We start from the raw sequence: 21,763 nt of genomic DNA, 5'->3' as shown, positions 1-21,763 counted from the left end.
GCGGCACCATGGCGATGCGTACGCAAGAATCCCGGGCGCGGCATGAGCGCTACTGTGCCGAGATCGAGTCGCAGGTACGGAAGTTGCGGGACCTGGTGACCTCCGGCGCCGATCTGTCGGCGACCGTGCCGACCTGCCCCGACTGGTCGCTGGAGCAGCTGCTGCGGCACACCGGCGGTGCCCTGCGCTGGGTCGAACTGAACGTACGGACCCGGGCGAAGGAGGAGGTCCCCGAGGCGGACGTACCGCTGTACGAGGGGCCGGAGCCGCAGGGGGACCCGGCGGCGCTGGACGCCTGGCTCGCGGAGTGCGGTGAGATGGCCGTGACCACACTGCGCGAGGCGGGCCCCGAGGCGCCCGTGTGGTCGTGGGGGTGGGAGCACAGCGCGGGCTTCTGGGCCCGCCGGATGGCCCTCGAACTGGTCGTCCACGGAGCCGATGCCGCGCTCACCGTCGGACGGGCGGTCGAGGTGGCGCCGGAGATCGCCGCCGACGCGATCGACGAGTGGCTGCAGATCGTCGAGTTCGTCCAGCGGACCATCCCGCACGACGAGGCGGCCGAACTGCGTGGTCCGGGGCGCAGCATCCACCTTCATGCCACCGACACGGCCGCTGAGGTCGACGCCGAGTGGGTGGTCGAGTTGACCGAGGACGTGGTGCGTTGGCGGCGCGGCCATGAGAAGGCGACGGTGGCGCTGCGTGGCCCGCTCACCGACGTGCTGCTCGCCTTCTATCGCCGACTGCCGCTGGACAGTGGGGAGTTGGAGGTGTTGGGGGACCGGGAGCTGCTGGAATTCTGGCTCAAGCGGGCCACGTTCGGCTGAGCGGGCCCGGAACAGCGGATGGCCCGTACCCCGTGGTGAAGGGGTACGGGCCACGGCCCTGACGAACAGGGATCAGCGTGTGGAGGCCCCACGCCGCCGCATGCTGTAGTACACGGCACCGGCGCCGAGAGCCACCAGGGCCGCCGCGGCAGCGGCGATCGTGCCGGTGTTGGAGTCGCCACCGGTCTCGGCGAGGTTGGAGTCGCCCTCGGGGGAGGGGGCGTTGTCACCGTTCGCACCCGCGGGCACGGTGCCCTCGGACCCGGACGGCGTGGGGGAGGTCTTGGTCTGGGACGGCTCGCTCTCGTCCTGCCCCTTCTCCTTCTCCTCCTTGTCCTTGCCCTTGTCCTTGTTGTTGTTCGCTGACTTCCCCGGGGCCTTGGACGCGGCCGGCGGGGTGATGGCTTCGGCCGTGCAGGCGTCGGCGGGGGCCACCAGGATCGGCAGGTCCTCGTCGACGTAGCCCTTCGCCTCGACGTGGATGCGGTACTCGGCGTTCGGCTCCCAGTCCTCGTCGAAGGTGACGGTGACACCCTTGGCGGTGGAGTCCTCGATCGTCCGGCTGCCGACCATGCGCAGGTCGGCCCCGTTGTTCTCCAGGTAGACCGTGATCTCGGCCTTGACGCCCAGCGGGTCCACGTCGGTCACCCGGATGACGCCCTTGTCGCCGTCGCACTCGGCGACGGCGGAGAAGTCCTTGATGCTGCAGGCCATGGCGTTGCCCGCGACACCGAGCACGAGTGCGGCGGACGCGAAAGCGACACCGATGGAGCGCGAAGTCCGCGCGCTACGGGGAGATATGGACACGTTTGCCCTTCACGGGAAGCACAGGGGAGTGGGGGTGACGGAGGGCCGCCGGGGGAGCGGCTTCCCCATGTGCCTCACAGGTTTATAAGCGCGCCATAAGTCATGTCAATCCGAAGACGTGTTTGAGCGGTCCCCGAGACGTGCCAGAGCCTCCGGTGCCTCCTCGATCCGGTCGACCAGGGCGATCCGGGCCTCCATCGAACGGCCCCGCGCCAGCGATCGCAGCAGCGGCCAGGTCGGTAGCCTCTCCGTCCAGTGGGCCCGGTCGACGAGGACCATGGGGGTCGGTTCGCCGCGCGACTCGTAGTAGTTGGGGGTCGCGTTGTCGAAGATCTCCTGGACGGTTCCGGCGGCTCCGGGCAGGAAGACGACGCCGGCGCCGCAGCGGGCGAGGAGGCCGTCCTCGCGGGTGGCGTTGGCGAAGTACTTGGCGATGTGCGAGGCGAACGGGTTCGGCGGCTCGTGGCCGTAGAACCAGGTGGGGATGCCGACGGAGGGGCCGCCCCTCGGCCAGCGGGTGCGCACTTCGAAGGCGGCGCTCGCCCAGTCGGTGATCGACGGGGTGAACTTCGGTGCTTTCGCCAGCAGTTGCAGCGACTCGGCGAGCATCGCGTCGTCGTACGGGGCCGCGTAGGCGCCCAGGTTCGCCGCCTCCATCGCGCCCGGACCGCCGCCGGTGGCGACCTTGAGACCCGAGCGGGCCAGGGTGCGGCCGAGGCGGGCGGCGCCCTCGTACGCCTCGGTGCCGCGTGCCATCGCGTGACCCCCCATCACGCCCACCACCCGGGCACCGGAGAGGAGTTCGTCGAGAGCGTCCGAAACGGAGTCGTCGTGGACGGCGCGCAGCATGGAGGCGTAGACGTCCCGGTCGGCCTTGGTGCGCTGGAGCCAGGCGTACGCGAGGGCGTCGGGCGTGGCCTCGTAACCGCCGTCGGACAGGGACGCGAAGAGTTCGTCGGGGGAGTAGAGCAGGCCCCGGTACGGGTCGAAGGGCAGGCCGGGGACGGGCGGGAAGACCAGGGCGCCGTCCGTGCGTATCTTCGTCGCCGCCTCCGGTCGCATCGGACAGCCCAGGAAGACGGCCTCCGCCGTGTCGGTGGCGAGCAGTTCACGCGTACGGTCCGTCAGATCGACGGCCTGGATCCGGAATCCGGCGAGGGTGCCGCGCGCCGAGACGGTCGCGTCGAACTCCTCGATCGTCTCGATCTCGTGGTCGTCGTGGTGGGCCGCGTGGGCGGGCATCGTCTGCACCCGCCCATGCTAGGGCGCTCCGCCGGCCGGGCCGTTGTTCGCGCGGCTCCCCGCGCCCCTTGCGGGCGCGGGGGGTACGCGGCCGTGGGCGAGCGGGGCTTTCAGCCCTCGATCGCGGACGGGTCCATCCATACGACCTCCCAGGTGTGGCCGTCGAGGTCGTCGAAGGCGCGGCCGTACATGAAGTCCATCTCCTGGACCTTCTCCGAGACGGTGCCGCCGGCGGCGGCCGCCTTCTCGACCAGCTCGTCGACCTTCGCGCGGCTCTCGGCGCTCAGACAGAGCATCACCTCGCTGGTCTTCGTGGCGTCCGAGATCTCCTTCTTGGTGAAGGTCGCGTAGAACGGCTTGGTGAGCAGCATCGCCACGATGGTGTCGCTGATCACGACGGAGGCCGCGTTCTCGTCGCTGAACTGGGGGTTGAGCGCGTAGCCGAGCTCCGTGAAGAACTTCTTCGAGGCGTCGAGGTCGTTCACGGGCAGGTTCACGAAGATCATCTGCTGGTACATGGCGAGGTCTCTCCCGTATCCGTCGTATGCGTTTCGGTCTGTTCGCAGGGGTAGACCGAGGGTCCCCGTGAAACTCATCGCCGCGCGTGAACTTTTCCGTACGAGTTTTCAGGCGGCCAGCGGGAGCGCCGCCAGCTGGGCGGTCGTCCAGGTCAGGGGGCCGAACACGGCGAGCAGGGCGGCCGCGCGGAGCAGGGCCGCCTGCCGGGGCAGCGCGCGGGGCGCCCCCAGCCGCACCAGCGCGGCCGTGGTGTCCGCGTGGGCACGCCGGGCCTCGACGGCGGCCGTCGCGAGGGTCAGCACGGCACAGCCGGCCACCACGAGCGCGCCCAGCAGGGTGAGCGGGCCGATCGTGGGGCGTACGCCTGAGGACAGCGTCACCATGGCGTACGCGCCGGAGGCCACGGCGCACACCACGCCGAGTGGGCGTCCGATGCGCCGGGCCTCCTCCTGGAGCACGCGCCCGGAGAGGAGGCGCAGTGCGCCGGGGCGTACGGACTGGAGCAGGCGTCCGGTGAGGTGGGTGAGGCCGGGCCCGGTGAGGATCAGCCCGAGTGCGGTGACGAGCCAGCCGCCCAGCACACCTGCGGGGCTGTTCGCGAAGCCGCCGGGGAGGGCGAGGCCGGAACCGTCGTCGGACTGGCCGGCGTAGGTCTCCAGGGCGAGGCCGACGGCGAGTACGGCGATGCCCCAGGGGAGGCCGCCGGGGGCGGGGCGCGGAGGCGGTGGTTCCGGCGGCGTCCGCCCGACCTCGGAGGTGGTCGCTCCCTCCTCGTCGGCCTCCTCCTCGTACCTCGTGGCGCCCGCCGGGGGCGCGGTGCGCCGGCCGATCGCGAAGGTGTCGTACGCCATGAAGCGGGTCCGGGGGCCGGTGGGCCGGGCCCCGGTGTCCCTGGGGCGCAGGACGAGCGCGGTGGTGGCGGAGGCGACGGCCGGTACGAGGGCCAGGAGGGTGAGGGCGGCCGGGAGGGGCAGGGGCCGCCCGGCGGCGAGGACGTCGGCGGCCGCGCCGTCGAAGGGCATGCCCGTGAGGTCGCCGCGCAGGTGGAGGAAGAAGAAGAGGGCGAGCAGGGAGCCGAGGACGGTGGACAGGGCCGTGGTGACCGCGGAGATGGCCATCAGCCGGCCGGGACCGAGGCCGATCGCGGAGAGGCCGGGGCGGGGTCGGGTGCCGGGGTCGGTGCGGGCCACCGTCACCGCGAAGTAGACGGTGGCGGCGGCCGGCGCCACGCACCAGGCCAGGCGGAGCACCGAGCCGGCCGGGGCGTGCGGGTGGGCCATGGCGTGCCCGAGGGCGCAGAGGAGCAGGAAACCCGTGCCGCAGGTGGCGGCGGCCACCAGGAGCCGACGGAGCTGGACCACGGGGTGGGCCCGGCGGGCTAGGCGGAGAGCGAGCACGCTGCCCGGCCTTCCCCGTCGGCTGCGGAGGAGCGCGTTCCGGCCGGTCGTTCGTCGGCTTCGGCGGGCTGCCGGGGCTGCCCTTCGGCGGGTGGTCGGGCTTCTCCCTCGGTTGCGGGGCGGCCCACTTCTGTGGCGGCGGCCGGTCGTTCGTCGGCTTCGGCGGGTTGGCGGGGCTGCTGCTCGGCGGGTGGTCGGGCTTCTCCCTCGGTTGCGGGGCGACCCACCTCCACGGCGGCGGAGGTCCGGTCCTCCCGCGTTGTGGGGTCGGCCGGTTCCGCTGTGGTGGCCGGCCGGGTTCGCCGGGTTGTGGGCTGGTGCGGCGCGGTGCGCGTTGCTCGTGTTCCCCGGGCCGTGGGGTGGGCGGGTTGTTCGGGTTCCGCGGCGGTGGTCGGCCGGGTTTCGCGGGGCGAAGGGTGACTCACCTCCGTCGTGGCGGTGGGGCGGGCCGAGCCTTCGGGCTCGGCTCCGGCTGTCTCCGTGGTGGACCGTCCCGTCCCTCGGGCGGCGGGTCGCCCGCCCGCCCCGGGGGTCGGGCGGCCCGCCTCGTCGGTGCGGGGCGGCAGGGCGTCCGGGAGAGCGTCGTCGGGGGCGGTGCGGCTGTCCCGGTCGACGGGGACCCGGCTCTCGCCCTGTGCGGCGGTGGGCAGGTGGAGCGTCCTCACGTGGCGGCCGTCCAGCAGGGACACCGTGCGGTCCGCGAGGGCCGCCGTCTCGGGGTCGTGGGTGGCGAGGACGACCGTGATGTGGTGGGAGCGGGCCGCCGTGGTCAGGGTGCGCAGGACGTGGGCGTGTTCGGCGCGGTGGAGCGGGGCGGTCGGTTCGTCCGCGAAGAGGACCATGGGGGCGCAGACCAGGGCGCGGGCCACCACCACGCGCTGGCGCTCCGACTGGAGGAGGGCGTGGGGGCGCTTGCGGGCCGTGTCGCGAATGTCTAGGCGCTCCAGCCACTCCAGGGCGGCGGCCTTCGCGGCCCGGCGGCCGGTGCCGCGCAGCATCAGCGGCAGGGCGGTGTTCTCCCAGGCGTTCAGCTCGGGCACGAGGACCGGCTCGGGATCGATCCACCCGAAGCGGTCGAGGCGCAACCGCTCGCGGGCGAGCGCGCCCATCGTGTGGACGGGGACGCTGTTGAACCACACCTCTCCCCGCTGGGCCCGCAGCTGTCCGGACAGGCACCGCAGGAGCGTGGTCTTGCCGCTGCCTCGCGGGCCGGTGACGGCGACGATCTCGCCCTCCCGGACGTTCATCGACACACCGTGCAGGGCGGGCGAGCCGTCGTGCGCGTAGGTCAGACCACGTGCCCAGAGCACGTCGTTGTCCGGCGGGGCCACCATGGGCGTACACCTCGGTTCGGATCAGGGTTGCCGGGGGAGCCCCCCGTCCGGGGGAACGAAGGCAGGGCCGATCGGTTACAGGGGCACGCTAGGGAGTCGGGGCGGCAGGGGGCGGACAGCACACGGCCCGGGACGCCCCCATCTCACTCGGATGGGGGCGTCCCGGGCCGATCGCGGAGCGGCCCCGCAGGGATGCGGGCTGGGCCGCCGCGGGGCTACAGCAGCGTCCATGCCTCCGACAGCGTCGCGCGCAGGATCTGTTCGATCTCGTCGAAGGTCGACTGGTCGGAGATCAGCGGCGGGGCGAGCTGGACGACCGGGTCGCCGCGGTCGTCGGCCCGGCAGTAGAGGCCGTTCTCGAACAGCTTCTTCGACAGGAAGCCGTAGAGGATCCGCTCGGTCTCGTCGTCGTCGAAGCTCTCCTTCGTCGCCTTGTCCTTGACCAGCTCGATTCCGTAGAAGTAGCCGTTGCCGCGGACGTCGCCGACGATCGGCAGGTCGTGGAGCTTCTCCAGCGTGGACCGGAAGGCCGCCTCGTTGTCGAGGACGTGCTGGTTGAGCTTCTCGCGCTCGAACAGGTCGAGGTTGGCGAGGCCGACGGCCGCGGAGACGGGGTGGCCGCCGAAGGTGTAGCCGTGCAGGAAGGTGTTGTCGCCCTTGTAGAAGGGCTCGGCTATGCGGTCCGAGACGACGCAGGCGCCGATCGGGGAGTAGCCCGAGGTCATGCCCTTGGCGCAGGTGATCATGTCCGGGACGTAGCCGAACTTGTCGCAGGCGAACATCGTGCCGAGCCGGCCGAAGGCGCAGATGACCTCGTCGGACACCAGCAGGACGTCGTACTGGTCGCAGATCTCGCGGACCCGTCGGAAGTAGCCGGGCGGCGGCGGGAAGCAGCCGCCCGCGTTCTGCACCGGCTCCAGGAAGACGGCCGCGACCGTCTCGGGGCCCTCGAAGAGGATCTGCTGCTCGATCTGGTCGGCGGCCCAGCGGCCGAACGCCTCCGGGTCGTCGCCGAAGATCGGGGCGCGGTAGATGTTGGTGTTCGGGACCTTGTGCGCACCCGGCACCAGCGGTTCGAAGGGGGCCTTGAGGGCCGGCAGGCCGGTGATGGACAGGGCGCCCTGCGGGGTGCCGTGGTAGGCGACGGCGCGGGAGATGACCTTGTACTTGGTCGGCTTGCCCTGCAGCTTGAAGTACTGCTTGGCGAGCTTCCAGGCCGTCTCGACCGCCTCGCCGCCGCCGGTGGTGAAGAAGACCTTGTTCAGATCGCCGGGCGCGTGGGAGGCGATACGTTCCGCCAGTTCGACGGCCTTCGGGTGGGCGTACGACCACACCGGGAAGAAGGCCAGCTCCTGCGCCTGCTTGAACGCGGTCTCCGCCAGTTCGGTGCGGCCGTGGCCCGCCTGGACCACGAAGAGACCGGCGAGACCGTCGAGGTACCGCTTGCCCTTGTCGTCGTAGATGTACGTGCCCTCGCCCCGGACGATGGTGGGGACCGGGGAGTTCTCGTACGAGGACATGCGGGTGAAGTGCATCCACAGGTGGTCGTACGCGGTCTGGCTGAGGTCCTTGGGGCTCACGGCTTATCCGTCCTCACGGTTATCGGGTTCCCCACATGTAGGTCTGCTTCTTGAGCTTGAGGTAGACGAAGCTCTCGGTGGAGCGCACGCCGGGCAGGGTCCGGATGCGCTTGTTGATCACTTCCAGGAGGTGGTCGTCGTCCTCGCAGACGACCTCCGCCATCAGGTCGAAGGAGCCGGCGGTGATGACGATGTACTCGACCTCCGACATGGCCGTCAGGGCGTCCGCCACGGGATCCAGGTCGCCGTCCACGTTGATGCCGAGCATCGCCTGCCGCCGGAAGCCCACGGTGAGCGGGTCGGTGACGGCGACGATCTGCATCACGCCCTGGTCGAGCAGCTTCTGGACGCGCTGGCGGACGGCCGCCTCGGAGAGGCCGACGGCCTTGCCGATGGCGGCGTACGGCCGTCGGCCGTCCTCCTGCAGCTGCTCGACGATGGCGAGGGAGACGGCGTCCAACTGAGGAGTGCCGTTCCTGGGCTCCCTGGAGTCCTTCTGGTCTGCGCTTCGACTGGCCACGGGCTCACTGTGCACGACGTCTCGACAGTTCCGCAAGGCTGAACCGATGAAATTCGTTGTTTACGGGCTCGTAGCTTGCGGATTTCGCAGTCACTGAGGTGTCAGGGGTGTTGAAAACGTGGGCAGGCGGATTAGGGTGGTGTCTCAAGGAATGGACACCCCAATCTGGACCCATCTGGAGGGCCGGCAGTGAGCACCGAGCTGCGTCGTCTGCGTAACTACATCGACGGGGAATTCCGTGACGCCGTCGACGGACGGACCACCGAGGTGGTCAACCCCGCGACGGGCGAGGCCTACGCGACAGCGCCCCTGTCCGGCCAGGCCGACGTCGACGCGGCGATGGCCGCCGCAGAGGCCGCGTTCCCGGCCTGGCGGGACACGACCCCGGCCGAACGCCAGAAGGCCCTGCTGAAGATCGCCGACGCGTTCGAGGAGCGGGCCGAGGAACTGATCGCGGCGGAGGTGGAGAACACGGGCAAGCCGATCGGGCTGACCCGCTCCGAGGAGATCCCCCCGATGGTGGACCAGATCCGCTTCTTCGCGGGCGCCGCGCGGATGCTGGAGGGGCGCTCGGCCGGCGAGTACATGGAGGGCATGACCTCGATCGTCCGCCGTGAGCCCGTCGGCGTCTGCGCCCAGGTCGCGCCGTGGAACTACCCGATGATGATGGCCGTGTGGAAGTTCGCGCCGGCGATCGCCGCGGGCAACACCGTCGTGCTGAAGCCGTCGGACACCACGCCCGCGTCGACCGTCCTGATCGCCGAGATCATCGGGTCGATCCTGCCCAAGGGCGTCTTCAACGTCATCACCGGTGACCGTGACACCGGCCGGCTGATGGTCGAGCACCCGATCCCGGCGATGGCGTCGATCACCGGGTCCGTGCGGGCCGGCATGTCCGTCGCCGAGTCCGCGTCCAAGGACCTCAAGCGGGTCCACCTGGAGCTGGGCGGCAAGGCGCCGGTCGTCGTCTTCGCCGACACCGACATTGCCAAGGCCGTCGAGGACATCTCGGTGGCGGGCTTCTTCAACGCGGGGCAGGACTGTACGGCCGCGACCCGTGTCCTCGTCCAGGAGGGCATCCACGACGAGTTCGTGTCCGCGCTCGCCAAGGCGGCGGCCGAGACGAAGACCGGGCAGCCCGACGACGAGGACGTGCTGTACGGCCCGCTCAACAACCCCAACCAGCTCAAGCAGGTCGCCGGGTTCATCGAGCGGCTGCCGGCCCACGCCAAGGTCGAGGCCGGCGGCCACCAGGTCGGCGAGAAGGGGTACTTCTACGCGCCGACCGTCGTCTCCGGGCTCAAGCAGGACGACGAGATCATCCAGCGGGAGGTCTTCGGGCCGGTCATCACCGTGCAGTCCTTCTCGGACGAGGCACAGGCCGTCGAGTGGGCGAACGGCGTGGAGTACGCGCTGGCCTCGTCCGTGTGGACGAAGGACCACGGGCGCGCCATGCGGATGTCGAAGGCCCTCGACTTCGGGTGCGTGTGGATCAACACGCACATTCCGCTGGTCGCGGAGATGCCGCACGGCGGGTTCAAGAAGTCCGGGTACGGCAAGGACCTGTCGGGATACGGGTTCGACGACTACACGCGGATCAAGCACGTGATGACGTCGTTGGACTGAGGGTTCGTCGACGGGAGAGGGGTGAGTGCGGCCGGTCGCGTCCACGCGGCCTGCCGCACATGCCGCCGTCGTTCCCGCCCGCGCGCCCTCGGCGCGGGCGGGAACGACGGCGCCGTGAGTTCGCCCGGCGGTGGAACGGGATCGTCGGCCCGTAGGGCGCGCTCGGAGAGCCAGGGGAGCGGGCCGGACGGCTGAAGGGTCACCTCGGGGGTGGTACCGGCGTTGAGGAAGGCGGGGGAGGGCCTCGGGGAGGGCCGTCGTCGTCGGTATCGAAAGCGGGAGGGCCGTCATGCGGCTGACCGACCATGTCACGCTCGTCGCCAGCGGGGCGTACGGATTCGACCTCAGCGATCCGTTGGACTGCCACGTCTACCTGGTGCGGGGCACCCGGCACAGCGTGCTCGTGGACGCCGGAGCCGGCCGGTCCGCCGAGGCGATCGTGCGCGCCGTGCGTACCACCGGCGCAGACCCCCGTCATCTCCTTCTCACCCACGGCCACGCCGACCACGCGGGCGGAGCCGCCGCGCTCGCCGAACGGCTGCCCGGACTGCGCGTACTGGCCGGTGCCGAGGCCACGGGCTGGATCGCGGCGGGCGACGAGGCGGGCGTCAGTCTGGACCGTGGCAAGGCGTCCGGGTACTACCCGGCCGACTACACCCTCGCCCCCTGCCCCCAGGTCGAGGCTTTGGCCGACGGCGAGGAGATCGACCTCGGGGGTGGAGTGGTCCTGCGTGCCGTCGCGACGCCCGGTCATGCCGACGGCCACCTCTGCTACCACCTGCGCACCCCCGGCCGGCGGGCGCTCTTCTCCGGGGACTGTGTCTTCACGGGGGGCCGTATCTCGCTGCAGAACCTGCACGACAGCCGGGTCCCCGAGTACGCGGCCAGTCTGACCCGGCTGGCCGCGCTCGACGTGGACGCGCTGTTCCCCGGCCACCACGAGGTCTCGCTCGCGAGGGCCGGGCGCCATCTGGAGGCCGCCCGTGACACTCTCGCCCGTGGACTGCTGCCGAAGAGCACGACCTGACCGTCGTACGACTCCGTTTCTCTTCAGGCCATTCCGGGGTGAATTGTGTGGCGGGAAATTCGTGACGGCCCTGTGGAGATAGTGCAATCGTCTGCCGTGCGGTGGCGTTTTATCAGCCTTTCGGGGTCGATTCGGACCCGGCGGATCCGTCGACGAAGGGTTGCGGCACATCCCGTCGTGCCGTAGTTACGTGAATCATGAACCTGTTCACCCGTGCTGCGTCCCTGCGCCGCCCGGCAGCCCCCACAGCCTCACAACTCCCCCACGAGTCAGCGGCATTCGCCCCCGACGGCCCGTCCGACCCCTCCCTCGCCATGCTGACCGGCGAATGGATGATCGACGCGGCGCACAGTCGTATCGGTTTCTCCGTCCGGCACGCCCTGGTCACGACCGTGCGCGGGGCATTCACCGAGTATCAGAGCCGGCTCTATTTCGACGGCCGTGATCCATCGCGCTCACGGGCCGAGATAGTGCTGTCCACCACGTCCGTCGACACCGGAGTGGAACAACGTGACGCTCATCTGATGGGTCGCGACTTCCTGGATGCCGCGAACCATCCGCGTATGCGCTTCGTCAGTACGGCGGTGCGTCTTGTGGGCAACGATGTCTATCGCATGGCCGGGGAACTCACGATCAAGAGCATCACCCGTCCCGTCGATCTGGAACTCACCTATATAGGACACGTCATGGACCCCTTCGGATACGAGCGGGTCGGATTCGACGGGACCACCACCATCAATCGTTCCGAATGGGGCCTCACCTACAACCAGCGGCTCGCGGAAGGCGGCGCCATGGTCAGCGAGAAGGTGCGCCTGCAGTTCGACATCGCCGCGATCCGCTCGATCCCCGGCGGCTGACCGCCGCTGCGTTCCCGTGGGGCCCGACAGGTGTCGGGCCCCACTTTTGAACGCGTTCAAGTAGGGGCGTACGCTCACCGCATGAGCGACAGAGCCGCCCTGCTCAAGGGCATCCGCGCGTGGCTGGTCTTCTTCGTCGTCTGTCTGGTGCTGAGTGGTGCCACAGCCTTCCCGCTGGTCCACGAGCTGCGCTGGACCGAGGAGTTGTTGCGGTCGTTGTCCGTCGGGGAGTACCTGCCGGCGCTCGTCGAGTGGATCGAGCGGGTACGGGCGGGGCTCGACGAAGCCGACACCGAGTACCCGTTCCTCCTGTACGGCACGGACTGGCTGGCCTTCGCGCACCTGGTGATCGCGGTGTCCTTCTACGGCCCCTACCGTGACCCGGTCCGCAACATCTGGATCATCGAGTTCGGCATGATCGCCTGCGCGGGGATCATTCCGCTGGCCCTGATCTGCGGGCCGATCCGGGACATCCCCTTCTGGTGGACCGTGATCGACATGTCGTTCGGGGTCTTCGGGGTGATCCCGCTCTACGTCGTGCGGCGGCGGATCAAGAGGCTGGAGGCCCTCACCGGAGGGTGGGACCGGAAAACTGTTATCCCGGCCGCCTCCACACCGTCTCCGTAGGCACCCCTGTCTCCCCACAAGCAGGAGCGAGCCGTATGAGCAGTGTGTGCAGTGTGATCTCCGCCTCGGTGGTTCCCCATGCCGGAGCGATGGCTGAGAAGGTACGGAACACAGCCAAGTGATCAGGGTGAGCCCAGCGGGATCGAAGGGGACGTACGTGGACGGGCGGCAGTGGCGTTCCACCATCGCGGCCGCGCAGGCGGGGGACCGGCGCGCCCTCGACGAGCTGGTCGAGGGCTGGTTGCCGCTCGTCTACAACATCGTCGGCCGGGCCCTCAACGGCCACGCCGACGTCGACGACGTCGTGCAGGAGACCATGCTGCGCGCCGTCGACAACCTCGACACGCTGCGCGATCCGGACAGCTTCCGTTCCTGGCTGGTCGCGATCGCGATGCGACAGATACGGGACCGGGCGCGCCGCCGCACCGCCGACCAGCTCGACGACCACGACGCCCACGGCGCCACCGACTTCGCCGAACTGACCGTGCTGCGGCTGCAGTTGGAGGGCCAGCGCAAGGAGGTCGCGGAAGCGGTCCGCTGGCTCGACGACGAGGACCGGCAACTGCTGTCGCTGTGGTGGCTGGAGGTGGCGGGCGAACTCACCCGGCGCGAACTCGCCGCCGCCGTCGGCATCAGCCGACAGCACGCCGCCGTACGCGTCCAGCGGATGAAGGCCCGGCTGGAGACCGCGCGCGGTATCGTCCGCGCCCTCGACTCCTCCTGCTCCGACCTGGGCCGGGTCACCGCACGCTGGAGCGGGCAGCCCGACTCGGTGTGGCGCAAGCGCATCGCCCGGCACATCCGTGGCTGCGCCCGCTGCGACGGTCACGGCCGCCCCGGTGAGGTCGTCGTGCCCGCCGAACGCCTCCTCGTCGGGCTCGCTCTCGTCCCCGTCCCCGTCGGCTTCACCCTGTCCCTGGCGTTCGGTGGCAAGACGGCCGTGGCGGCGACCGCCGCGACCGCCTCCGTGGGCTGGTCCGCCAAGGTGGTCGGCGCCCTCGCCAAGCCCGCCGTCGCGGTGACGGCGGGCGCGTCGATCGTCGCCGGGGGCGCGTACGTCGTGACACAACCCCCGATGGACCGGCCCGCGCAGGCCGCGCCGTCGGTGATGAGCACGGCCCGTGGACCTGCGGCTCCGGCGTTCCGCACCCCGTCGCCCTCCTCGGTGCCGTCGTCCTCACCGTCCCCCTCGGCCTCCCCGTCGTCGGTGAAGAAGAAGGAGCCGAAGGACCTGTACGGCACCGTCGTCGACGCGGTGGACGAGGCACCGGACCCGGACACCCCGCCCGCCGCCCTCCCCCGGCGGCCCGAGTCCGGTGTCACGAGCAGCGGTGGCGCGCGGACCGTGATGAACCACCGCGGCGACAACGTGACGTTCACGGGCCAGGGCTATGTCCTGGTCCGCTGGCAGATCTCGCCCCAGTACCGGGCGGGCGGTCTGGTCATGCCCACCTGGACCGGCCTGGAGGGCAAGCTGTTCCACGTCGCCTCGGGCGGCGGCCGCCGTATGGACGACCCGACCTCCGCCGACGGCAGGACCTCGGGCATGGGCGGCCCCGACACCGGCTACACCGTCCTGCCCGACGGCACCCAACAGATGTGGCAGAACGAGTACTTCTACCTCGACGGCACGGTCACGCTCACCCAGAACGAACGAGGCGCCGACTACGGCATCACCGTCGCCCCCTCCACCTGGAACGCCGTCACCGACGACCTCGCCCTCGGTCCCGAACGGGGGGCCATCCGCTACGGCCTCGTCCGCGACGACGGCAAGGACTCGGCGCCGGTGCCGCAGTACGTCACCCGGGCGAAGCCGGCGGACGCGGCGAGCGTGGCTCAGCGGTCCGACGTGTAGCGGCAGCGGGCGCGTGCGTGTGGACGGGGGCGCTGACCGCACGCGGTTTCCGGCGCCCTCAAAGGGTGGGGCTCGCCTCGCCGGTGGCTCTGAGTGTGCACAGGGCGTCGATGCGATTGGTGGTGATCGAGTCGACCCCCCAGGACAGCAGACGGCGCATCGAGCGCCGGGTGTCAGGGGTCCAGGCGGAGAGGAGGTAGCCGTCCCGGTGGACGCGGTCCGCCAAGGAGCGGGTGAGGAGGCCGAAGCGGTAGTTCAGCCAGCGCGGACGGATGGCGTCGAGGAGGGCGGGACGCGGCGGTGCGGAGGTCTTCCAGGTGAGGGCGAGCTCGGCCGTGGGGGCGGCGGCGCGGACGGCGAGCACGGTCCGCGGGTCTGCGCTGTAGTAGACACGGTCCTCGGCGTCGCACTCCCGTACGACGCCGAGGATCTGCCGCACCGCCCGTGGGTTCACCGCACCCGGCAGATCCACCATGACGCGGCTGCCCCCGGTGGCGCCCAGCGCGTCGGCCAGCGTCGGCACCCCGTCTGCCGTCAGCCCGCGCAGCTCCGCGGCGGAGAGCGCGGCCAGCGGCCGGTCCACCTCCCAGAGCCGGTTCAGCGTCGAGTCGTGGAGCAGGACCGGCACCCCGTCACGGGTCGTCCGCACATCGAACTCGACGGCGTCCGCACCCAGTTCGAGCCCGGCCCGCAGGGAGTCGAGCGTGTTCTCACGGTGGCGGTAGGGGGCGCCGCGATGGGCGACGGCTGTCACGGTGCGCATGGTGGTGGTTTCCGGTCCCGATCGGATCAGGGGGTTGCCAACTGCTTGCTGGGGAGAGTGCACGAGGCTGAATCAGCTCGACCGTGTGATGGTCGGCTTACGGGCTTGAGGCGGTGTGGGCCGTTCGGGCTACGGTGAGCGGGCGATCTGGAACGCCGGGTACGGTGTCGGCGTGCGGGGCCCCCGCTCCACCAGAGGGATGGTTCGGGGCCTCCCCGTCGCCACTGGCCGTACCCACCTGGTCAGGTCGCGCAGGGAACCGGCCTCCCGGGATCGGACCACGCACAGGATGCGTGTCGCTGCCCCGGGGTCGAGTACGCCGGGGACCAGTTCGCCCAAGACCGTTCGGGGCGCGCGGCTGAGTCGGGCTCACTCTTGCTCAGTCTTCAGGAACGGTCAGCCAGGCCGAGGTGTAGGTGTCGATCTCGGCGTTCACCCGGGCTTTGCCGGGCTCGTCGAGGAAGGACGCCTCCACGGCGTTCTTCGCGAGCGCGGCCACGCCCTGCTCGTCGAGGTCCAGGAGACGCGCGGCGACCGCGTACTCGGTGTTCAGGTCGGTGCCGAACATCGGCGGGTCGTCGGAGTTGACGGTGACCAGTACGCCGGCCTCCACGAACTCCTTGATGGGGTGCTCGTCGAGGGTGCGGACCGCTCGGGTCGCTATGTTCGAGGTCGGGCAGACCTCCAGGGCGATCCGGCGCTCGGCGAGATGGGCCAGCAGCTGCGGGTCGCGAGCCGCGCTGGTGCCGTGTCCGATGCGCTCGGCGCGCAGCTCGTTCAGCGCGTCCCAGATCGTCTCGGGGCCGGTGGTCTCGCCGGCGTGCGGCACGGAGTGCAGCCCGGCCGCGATCGCCCGGTCGAAGTGGGGCTTGAACTGGGGCCTCGGCACGCCGACCTCGGGCCCGCCGAGGCCGAACGACACCAGCCCCTCCGGCCGTAGCCGGTCGTCGGTGGCGAGCCGCAGGGTCTCCTCGGCCGCGACCATTCCCGCCTCGCCGGGAATGTCGAAGCACCAGCGCAGGACGGTCCCGAACTCGGCCTCCGCCGCCTTCCGGGCGTCCTCGATCGCGTCCATGAAGGCCCGCTCCTCGATCCCGCGGCGGGTGGAGGAGTACGGCGTGATGGTCAGCTCGGCGTACCGCACCTGCTGCCGGGCGAGGTCCCGCGCCACCTCGAACGTCAGCAGACGGACGTCCTCAGGGGTGCGCATCAGGTCGACGACGGACAGGTACACCTGGACGAAGTGGGCGAAGTCCGTGAACGAGAAGTAGTCCGCGAGCGCTTCGGGGTCCGTGGGCACCTGGGAGTCGGGGTGGCGGGCGGCCAACTCCGAGACGATACGGGGGGAGGCGGAGCCGACGTGGTGCACATGAAGTTCGGCCTTCGGCAGACCGGCGATGAAGGCGTTCAGGTCGCGGCTGCCGGGAGCGGCGGCGGTGTCGGCGACGGCGGGGCTCAAGGGCACGCCCTGCGCGGTGCGATGGTCGGTCAAGGTTCCTCCCCGGGAACGACGTCCGCCCGGACCGTGGTCTGCTGCGGGGGACGCGGGTGATCGGCTGATCGGTGACTCGGGGATCATCGTAGGCGGCCGTCCGAACATCGATCCCCGGGCCTTAGCATGACCGAACGTACAGCTGATCGCGTGCGACGGAAAAGACGACGCGGAACGGCACGGAACGTCACAGGGGGACCCGCTCATGGCAGCCGACGAGGCACCGATTCCGGAAACACCGACCGCTCCTCAGCCCGGCCCGTGGGCACCCCCACAGGGTGACGCCGCGCTACCGCCGACGGTGGTGGACGGTGCCACCCTCCCGACGGTGACCGACGACGCCGCTCCGCTGACGGTGGTGGACGGTGCCACCCTCCCGACGGTGACCGACGACACCGTGCCGCCGACGGTGGTGGACGGCGCCACCCTCCCGACGGTGACCGAGGACGCCGTTGCGTCGGCGTCGAGCGGAGGTGCCGAACTGCTGACGGTGGCCGACGGCGTGGCCCTGCCGACCACGCCGGGCGCCGTCCCGAGGCCCGAGGACGCGATACCGGCCCCGACCCCGACGGTCGCCCTCGACAAGCCGGGCGCGCCGACGGGGTCGCCCGACTCCGGCGAGCCGGGCGGGTCCACCGAGGGGCCCGGGGCCGTCCACGCGAGCGCTCCGGTCGCGCCCTCCGGCTCCGCCGAGACGGTGGCCTCGGTTCCGCCCGCATGGTCGGCGCCGACCGCGTCCGCGCCCCAGGCTCCCTACGATCCATGGGCCGCCCCGGCCGACACCCCGGCTCAGGGCAGCGCCGCGCACCCTCCCGCTCCGACTCCCACCACGCCCTCGGTGCACGACCAGATGACGGTTCTGGCCATGCCGGGTGCGCCGACGGGCGGCCCCGCGTCGGCCGGCACCGGTGGGCCGACGTCCACCCAGGCCCCCGCGCCGCAGCCCTGGGCGGGTCCCGGCGCGTACGCAGCCCCGGGTGACCGCCCGCCCGCGATGTCGCCCGCCCCTGCCCCCAATCCGTTCGCCCCGCCCGCGCCCGGCGCACCCCACGCCTCCTACCCCCCGCCCGCGGTCTCCGCGCCCTACCCCGCCCCCGGCGCGGCCGTACCTCCCCCGCCCATCGGCCCAGAAGGGCCCGGACAGGCCCCGTACGGGTACCCCCAGTATCCGGGCGCCCACGCCTACCCCGGTGCCGGCTACCCCGTTCCGGGCGCGGGCTCTGCCTGGCCCCTGCCGGCGCTGCCGCCGAGCAACGGGATGGGGATCGCGGCGATGGTGCTCGGCATCTGCGCCGCCGTGCTGTTCTGCCTGTGGCCCCTCGCGATCCTGCTCGGGATCATGGCCATGATCTTCGGCTTCATCGGCCGGGCCAAGGCGCGCCGGGGCGAGGCGACGAACCCGGGGCACGCCCTGGCCGGGATCATCTGCGGTGTCGTCGGCATCCTGCTCGGCATCGGCTTCATCGTGCTCATCGTCCTGGCGTCCGAGAGCGACGGCTACGACTCGGACACCGACCCCTTCGACGACAGCTACTCCACGTCACTGTCCCTGGTGCTGCCGAGGGGATAAGCCGGCGTGTAGCGCTGAGGAGGAGCGCGCCGAAGGACGGCGCCCACCACGGATGGCGCCGTCGGCGCTCAGCGGACGCTCACACCTCGACCCCGTTCGACAGTCTCTCCCGGGCCGCCATCAGCGCGAAGCCCAGCAGATTGGGGCCCCGCCAGCGCGCGGGGTCCATGGCGCGTTCGTCATCCGCCGCGAGGCCGATGCCCCAGATCCGGTCGACGGGGCTGGCCTCGACGAGCACCCGGCGGCCCGTGCCCAGGAGGAACGCCCGCAGGTCGGCGTGGGCGGCGAACTTGTGGAGGCTGCCCTCGACGACGATGCCGAAGCGCTCCCGCTCCCACCGGGCGTCGTCGAAACCGCGCACCAGCCGCCCGGCCTTCTTGGCCTGCGCGGGGCTCGACGCGGCCACGGCCTTGCGCTCCGCCTCCGGATCCCCGAACAACCGCGCCTTCGAGGCCATCATCCAGTGCTCGGCCGTCGCGTACTCCACGCCGTCCACCGTGAACGGCGACGGCCACCACTGGCTCAGACAGCTCGCGCCGATCCGGCCGTCCGGCAGGGGGCGGTGCCCCCAGAAGTGCAGGTACTTGACCCTCGCCCCCGTGCGGACCGCTTCCGTCAGCGTGTCCCAAGAATCGATCTTCTCCATGCCGACGAGTCTGGCAGGAACCACTGACACACCGTCCTCGATTTCCTGTGTCGACTGGACACCTGGTCGACAGATTCCGTCGCGTAACCAAAAGGCAACAACGGAATCCCTTGTTGGTGCCGCATGGCTCTGTCAGGATCGGCACTCAAATCGAGCTGGAGCTACGCCACCCGCCCCCGAGGACAGAGGGGGCACCGGCGGAGGAGAGCGACATGCAGAACCCGGGCACCGCCACCCCGGACCGATTCCCCGCACAGGATCGCTTCGCGGTCGGCGCGCAGTTCGTCGCCGGCCGTCTGACCAAGGGCACGTCGGGCCGCACCCACGCGGTCGTCGACCCCGCGACCGGCGACGAGGTCCTCACCTACGAGCTGGCCGGCCCCGACGACGTGGACGCGGCCGTCGCCGCCGCCCGCGCGGCGTTCCCCGGCTGGGCGGCCACCACGCCCGGCGAGCGGTCGGACGCGCTGCACCGCTTCGCCGCCGTCCTGGCCGACCGGGCGGAGGAGTTCGCGCGGGCCGAGTCCCTGCAGTGCGGCAAGCCGCTCAAGCTGACGCGCGAGTTCGACGTGCCCGGCACCATCGACAACACCGCCTTCTTCGCGGGCGCCGCCCGCCACCTCCAGGGCCAGTCGGCCGGCGAGTACTCCGGGGACCACACCTCGTACGTACGCCGGGAGCCGATCGGGGTCGTCGGTTCCATCGCGCCGTGGAACTATCCGCTCCAGATGGCCGCGTGGAAGATCCTCCCGGCGATCGCCGCGGGCAACACGATCGTGCTGAAGCCCGCCGAGCCGACCCCGCTCACCTCGTTGCTCTTCGCGCAGGCCGCCACGGACGCGGGCATCCCCGACGGTGTGATCAACATCGTCACCGGCACCGGCAAGGAGGCCGGCGAACACCTCGTCGGCCATCCCGATGTGGTCATGACCTCCTTCACCGGGTCCACGGCCGTCGGCAGGCGCGTCGCCGAGATCGCCACCGCCACCGTCAAGCGCATCCACCTGGAGCTCGGCGGCAAGGCACCCTTCGTGGTCTTCGACGACGCCGACCTGGAGGCCGCCGTCCACGGTGCGGTCGCGGGCGCCCTCATCAACACCGGCCAGGACTGCACGGCCGCCACGCGCGCGTACGTGCAGCGGCCTCTCTACGAGGAGTTCGTCGCACGGACGGCCGCCCTGATGGAGACGGTCCGGCTCGGCGACCCCTTCGCCCCGGGCACCGACCTCGGTCCGCTGATCTCGCACGTCCAGCGCGACCGGGTCGCCGCCTTCGTCGAGCGGGCACGCGGGTACGCGCGCGTGGTCACCGGCGGTGAAGCGCCCCGGGGCGAGCTGGAGAACGGCGCGTACTACCGGCCCACGCTGATCGCGGACGCCGCGCAGGACAGCGAGATCGTCCAGGCGGAGATCTTCGGCCCGGTGCTCGTGGTCCTGCCCTTCGACAGCGACGACGAGGGCATCCGCCTCGCCAACGACACCCCGTACGGCCTCGCCGCCTCCGCCTGGAGCCGGGACGTGTACCGGACGGGCCGCGCCACCCGGGAGATCAAGGCCGGGTGCGTGTGGGTCAACGACCACATTCCGATCATCAGCGAGATGCCGCACGGCGGCTACAAGGCGTCCGGCTTCGGCAAGGACATGTCCGCGTACTCGTTCGAGGAGTACACGCAGATCAAGCACGTCATGTTCGACAATACGGCGATCGCCAGGAAGGACTGGCACCGCACGATCTTCGGGGACCGCTAGTCAGCCCGGGGACCGGCCGCCCGACCCCGGCCGGTCCCCGCCCACCCTCCCGAAAGGGCACGTCCGAAAGGGCACCACGCGCATGGAGCAGTACGAGCCCGAACGCCTCTCACCGGCCCAGGCGGCCGCCGTGCGGCGCAGCCTCACCGACGGCAGGGCCGCGCTCAGCCGCCGTTCACTGCTGCGCGCCGGAACGGGCGGCGCGCTCGCGGTCGGCGGGCTCGGGGCGCTGAGCGCCTGCGGCATCCCCGCGGCGAAGAGCACCTCGGGCGGCTCGTCCGAGGACCACTCGGCCAAGGAGAAGGAGGTCAACTTCTCCAACTGGACCGAGTACATGGACGTCGACGACAGCGGCAAGCGCCATCCCAGCCTGGACCAGTTCACCCGGCGCACCGGCATCAAGGTCGACTACACCGAGGACATCAACGACAACGTCGAGTTCTTCGGCAAGATCAAGCCGCAGCTCGCCGCCGGCCAGGACACCGGACGCGACCTCATCTGCGTCACCGACTGGCTCGCCGCCCGGCTGATCCGCTTCGGGTGGGTCCAGAAACTGGACGCGTCCAACCTGCCGCACGCCTTCATGAACCTCTCGCAGCAGTTCCGCAGCCCGGACTGGGACCCGGGGCGGGCCTACTCGTATCCCTGGCAGGGCATCTCGACCGTCATCGCCTTCAACCGGAAGGCCCTCGACGGGGAGGAGGTGAGGTCCGTCTCCGACATGCTCGACAACCCGAAGCTGAAGGGGCGCATCGGCTTCCTCTCCGAGATGCGCGACAGCATCGGGATGACCCTGCTCGACATGGGCAAGGACCCGGCGAAGTTCGGCGACGACGACTACGACGCGGCGACAGCCCGCCTCCAGAAGGCCGTCGACAAGGGCCAGATCCGCCGCTTCACCGGCAACGACTACACCTCCGACCTCACCAAGGGCGACCTGGCGGCCTGTATCGCGTGGGCCGGTGACGTCGTCCAGCTCAAGGCCGACACCCCGGACGTCGACTTCGTCATCCCGGACAGCGGCTACATGACCTCGACCGACAACCTGCTGATCCCGAACAAGGCCCGGCACAAGACCAACGCCGAACGGCTCATCGACTACTACTACGAGCCGAAGCCGGCCGCCGAACTCGCCGCGTACATCAACTACGTGTGCCCCGTCGACGGTGTGAAGGCGGAGCTGGCCAAGATCGATCCGGACGCGGCGAACAACCCGCTGATCATTCCCGACGCGGCCATGGCAGCCAAGTCCCACGCCTTCCGCTCCCTCAGCCAGAAGGAAGAGACGGCGTACGAAGAGAAGTTCGCGAAGCTGACAGGGGCGTGACG

General features: G+C 71.0%; 16 protein-coding genes and 3 pseudogenes. 9 read left to right on the top strand and 10 right to left on the bottom strand.

Annotated features, from left to right (window positions below; translation table 11 throughout):
• Positions 1–8 precede the first annotated feature (8 nt).
• The gene (locus K1J60_RS12605) at positions 9–824 is read left to right on the top strand and encodes a maleylpyruvate isomerase family mycothiol-dependent enzyme (RefSeq protein WP_259407698.1); all 816 of its coding nucleotides are present in this window, start codon (positions 9–11) and stop codon (positions 822–824) included.
• Positions 825–896: 72 nt separating this feature from the next.
• On the opposite strand, the gene K1J60_RS12600 is transcribed toward K1J60_RS12605, so the two are convergent.
• From K1J60_RS12600 to K1J60_RS12570, 7 genes and pseudogenes are all read right to left on the bottom strand, one after another.
• Complete coding sequence (locus K1J60_RS12600) at positions 897–1,631, bottom strand: LAETG motif-containing sortase-dependent surface protein (RefSeq protein ID WP_220646318.1); 735 nt, start codon at positions 1,629–1,631, stop codon at positions 897–899.
• Between the two features lie 105 nt (positions 1,632–1,736).
• Positions 1,737–2,882 carry an LOG family protein gene (locus K1J60_RS12595; RefSeq protein ID WP_220646317.1) on the bottom strand — a complete coding sequence of 382 codons (1,146 nt, stop codon included), beginning with the start codon at positions 2,880–2,882 and terminating at the stop codon, positions 1,737–1,739.
• 101 nt (positions 2,883–2,983) lie between these two features.
• A complete protein-coding gene (locus tag K1J60_RS12590) occupies positions 2,984–3,391 on the bottom strand; it encodes a VOC family protein (protein WP_033526951.1) in 408 nt (135 codons plus the stop codon).
• Between the two features lie 108 nt (positions 3,392–3,499).
• Positions 3,500–4,789, bottom strand: coding sequence for a hypothetical protein (locus K1J60_RS12585; RefSeq protein ID WP_220646316.1), 1,290 nt, complete (start codon positions 4,787–4,789; stop codon positions 3,500–3,502).
• Between the two features lie 620 nt (positions 4,790–5,409).
• A pseudogene (locus K1J60_RS12580) lies at positions 5,410–6,123 on the bottom strand (ABC transporter ATP-binding protein); the annotation flags it as partial.
• Positions 6,124–6,338: 215 nt separating this feature from the next.
• Positions 6,339–7,738 (bottom strand): annotated as a pseudogene (locus K1J60_RS12575) (aspartate aminotransferase family protein).
• Positions 7,723–8,238 (bottom strand): Lrp/AsnC family transcriptional regulator, encoded by a 516-nt coding sequence (locus K1J60_RS12570; protein WP_220646314.1) that lies wholly within the window; start codon positions 8,236–8,238, stop codon positions 7,723–7,725. The pseudogene K1J60_RS12575 and the gene K1J60_RS12570 overlap by 16 nt, the downstream one beginning before the upstream one ends.
• Positions 8,239–8,412: 174 nt before the next feature.
• On the opposite strand from K1J60_RS12570, the gene K1J60_RS12565 reads away from it, so the two are divergent.
• The 5 genes from K1J60_RS12565 to K1J60_RS12545 all read left to right on the top strand — a co-directional run bounded on the left by K1J60_RS12565 (position 8,413) and on the right by K1J60_RS12545 (position 14,215).
• Positions 8,413–9,849, top strand: a complete 1,437-nt coding sequence (locus tag K1J60_RS12565) for a gamma-aminobutyraldehyde dehydrogenase (RefSeq protein WP_220646313.1) — start codon at positions 8,413–8,415, stop codon at positions 9,847–9,849.
• Between the two features lie 289 nt (positions 9,850–10,138).
• On the top strand, positions 10,139–10,876 hold the full coding sequence (locus K1J60_RS12560; protein ID WP_220646312.1) for an MBL fold metallo-hydrolase: 738 nt from the start codon (positions 10,139–10,141) through the stop codon (positions 10,874–10,876).
• 197 nt (positions 10,877–11,073) lie between these two features.
• Positions 11,074–11,733, top strand: coding sequence for a YceI family protein (locus tag K1J60_RS12555; protein WP_220646311.1), 660 nt, complete (start codon positions 11,074–11,076; stop codon positions 11,731–11,733).
• 81 nt (positions 11,734–11,814) lie between these two features.
• Positions 11,815–12,360: a hypothetical protein gene (locus tag K1J60_RS12550; protein ID WP_220646310.1), complete on the top strand. Its 546-nt coding sequence runs from the start codon at positions 11,815–11,817 to the stop codon at positions 12,358–12,360.
• A gap of 157 nt (positions 12,361–12,517) precedes the next feature.
• Entirely contained in the window at positions 12,518–14,215 is a 1,698-nt protein-coding gene (locus K1J60_RS12545; RefSeq protein ID WP_220646309.1) for a sigma-70 family RNA polymerase sigma factor, read from the top strand.
• Between the two features lie 58 nt (positions 14,216–14,273).
• Here the strand turns inward: K1J60_RS12545 and K1J60_RS12540 are convergent, their stop codons facing one another.
• Both K1J60_RS12540 and K1J60_RS12535 read right to left on the bottom strand, forming a co-directional pair.
• Positions 14,274–14,978 carry a glycerophosphodiester phosphodiesterase gene (locus K1J60_RS12540; protein ID WP_220646308.1) on the bottom strand — a complete coding sequence of 235 codons (705 nt, stop codon included), beginning with the start codon at positions 14,976–14,978 and terminating at the stop codon, positions 14,274–14,276.
• A 379-nt stretch (positions 14,979–15,357) separates the two neighbouring features.
• Positions 15,358–16,582 (bottom strand): annotated as a pseudogene (locus K1J60_RS12535) (adenosine deaminase).
• A gap of 93 nt (positions 16,583–16,675) precedes the next feature.
• Here K1J60_RS12535 and K1J60_RS45765 point away from each other — a divergent pair.
• Positions 16,676–18,040, top strand: a complete 1,365-nt coding sequence (locus K1J60_RS45765) for a DUF4190 domain-containing protein (RefSeq protein WP_259407697.1) — start codon at positions 16,676–16,678, stop codon at positions 18,038–18,040.
• A gap of 79 nt (positions 18,041–18,119) precedes the next feature.
• On the opposite strand, the gene K1J60_RS12525 is transcribed toward K1J60_RS45765, so the two are convergent.
• A complete protein-coding gene (locus tag K1J60_RS12525) occupies positions 18,120–18,686 on the bottom strand; it encodes an NADAR family protein (protein ID WP_220646307.1) in 567 nt (188 codons plus the stop codon).
• 212 nt (positions 18,687–18,898) lie between these two features.
• On the opposite strand from K1J60_RS12525, the gene K1J60_RS12520 reads away from it, so the two are divergent.
• A complete protein-coding gene (locus K1J60_RS12520; protein WP_220646306.1) occupies positions 18,899–20,434 on the top strand; it encodes a gamma-aminobutyraldehyde dehydrogenase in 1,536 nt (511 codons plus the stop codon).
• A gap of 82 nt (positions 20,435–20,516) precedes the next feature.
• Positions 20,517–21,761: a polyamine ABC transporter substrate-binding protein gene (locus K1J60_RS12515; RefSeq protein ID WP_220646305.1), complete on the top strand. Its 1,245-nt coding sequence runs from the start codon at positions 20,517–20,519 to the stop codon at positions 21,759–21,761.
• Positions 21,762–21,763: the final 2 nt, after the last annotated feature.

The sequence above is a fragment of the Streptomyces akebiae genome (assembly GCF_019599145.1).
Taxonomy (GTDB): domain Bacteria; phylum Actinomycetota; class Actinomycetes; order Streptomycetales; family Streptomycetaceae; genus Streptomyces; species Streptomyces akebiae.
Note: the sequence above shows the minus strand (reverse complement) of the source record. Positions and strands in the feature narration are given on the sequence as shown.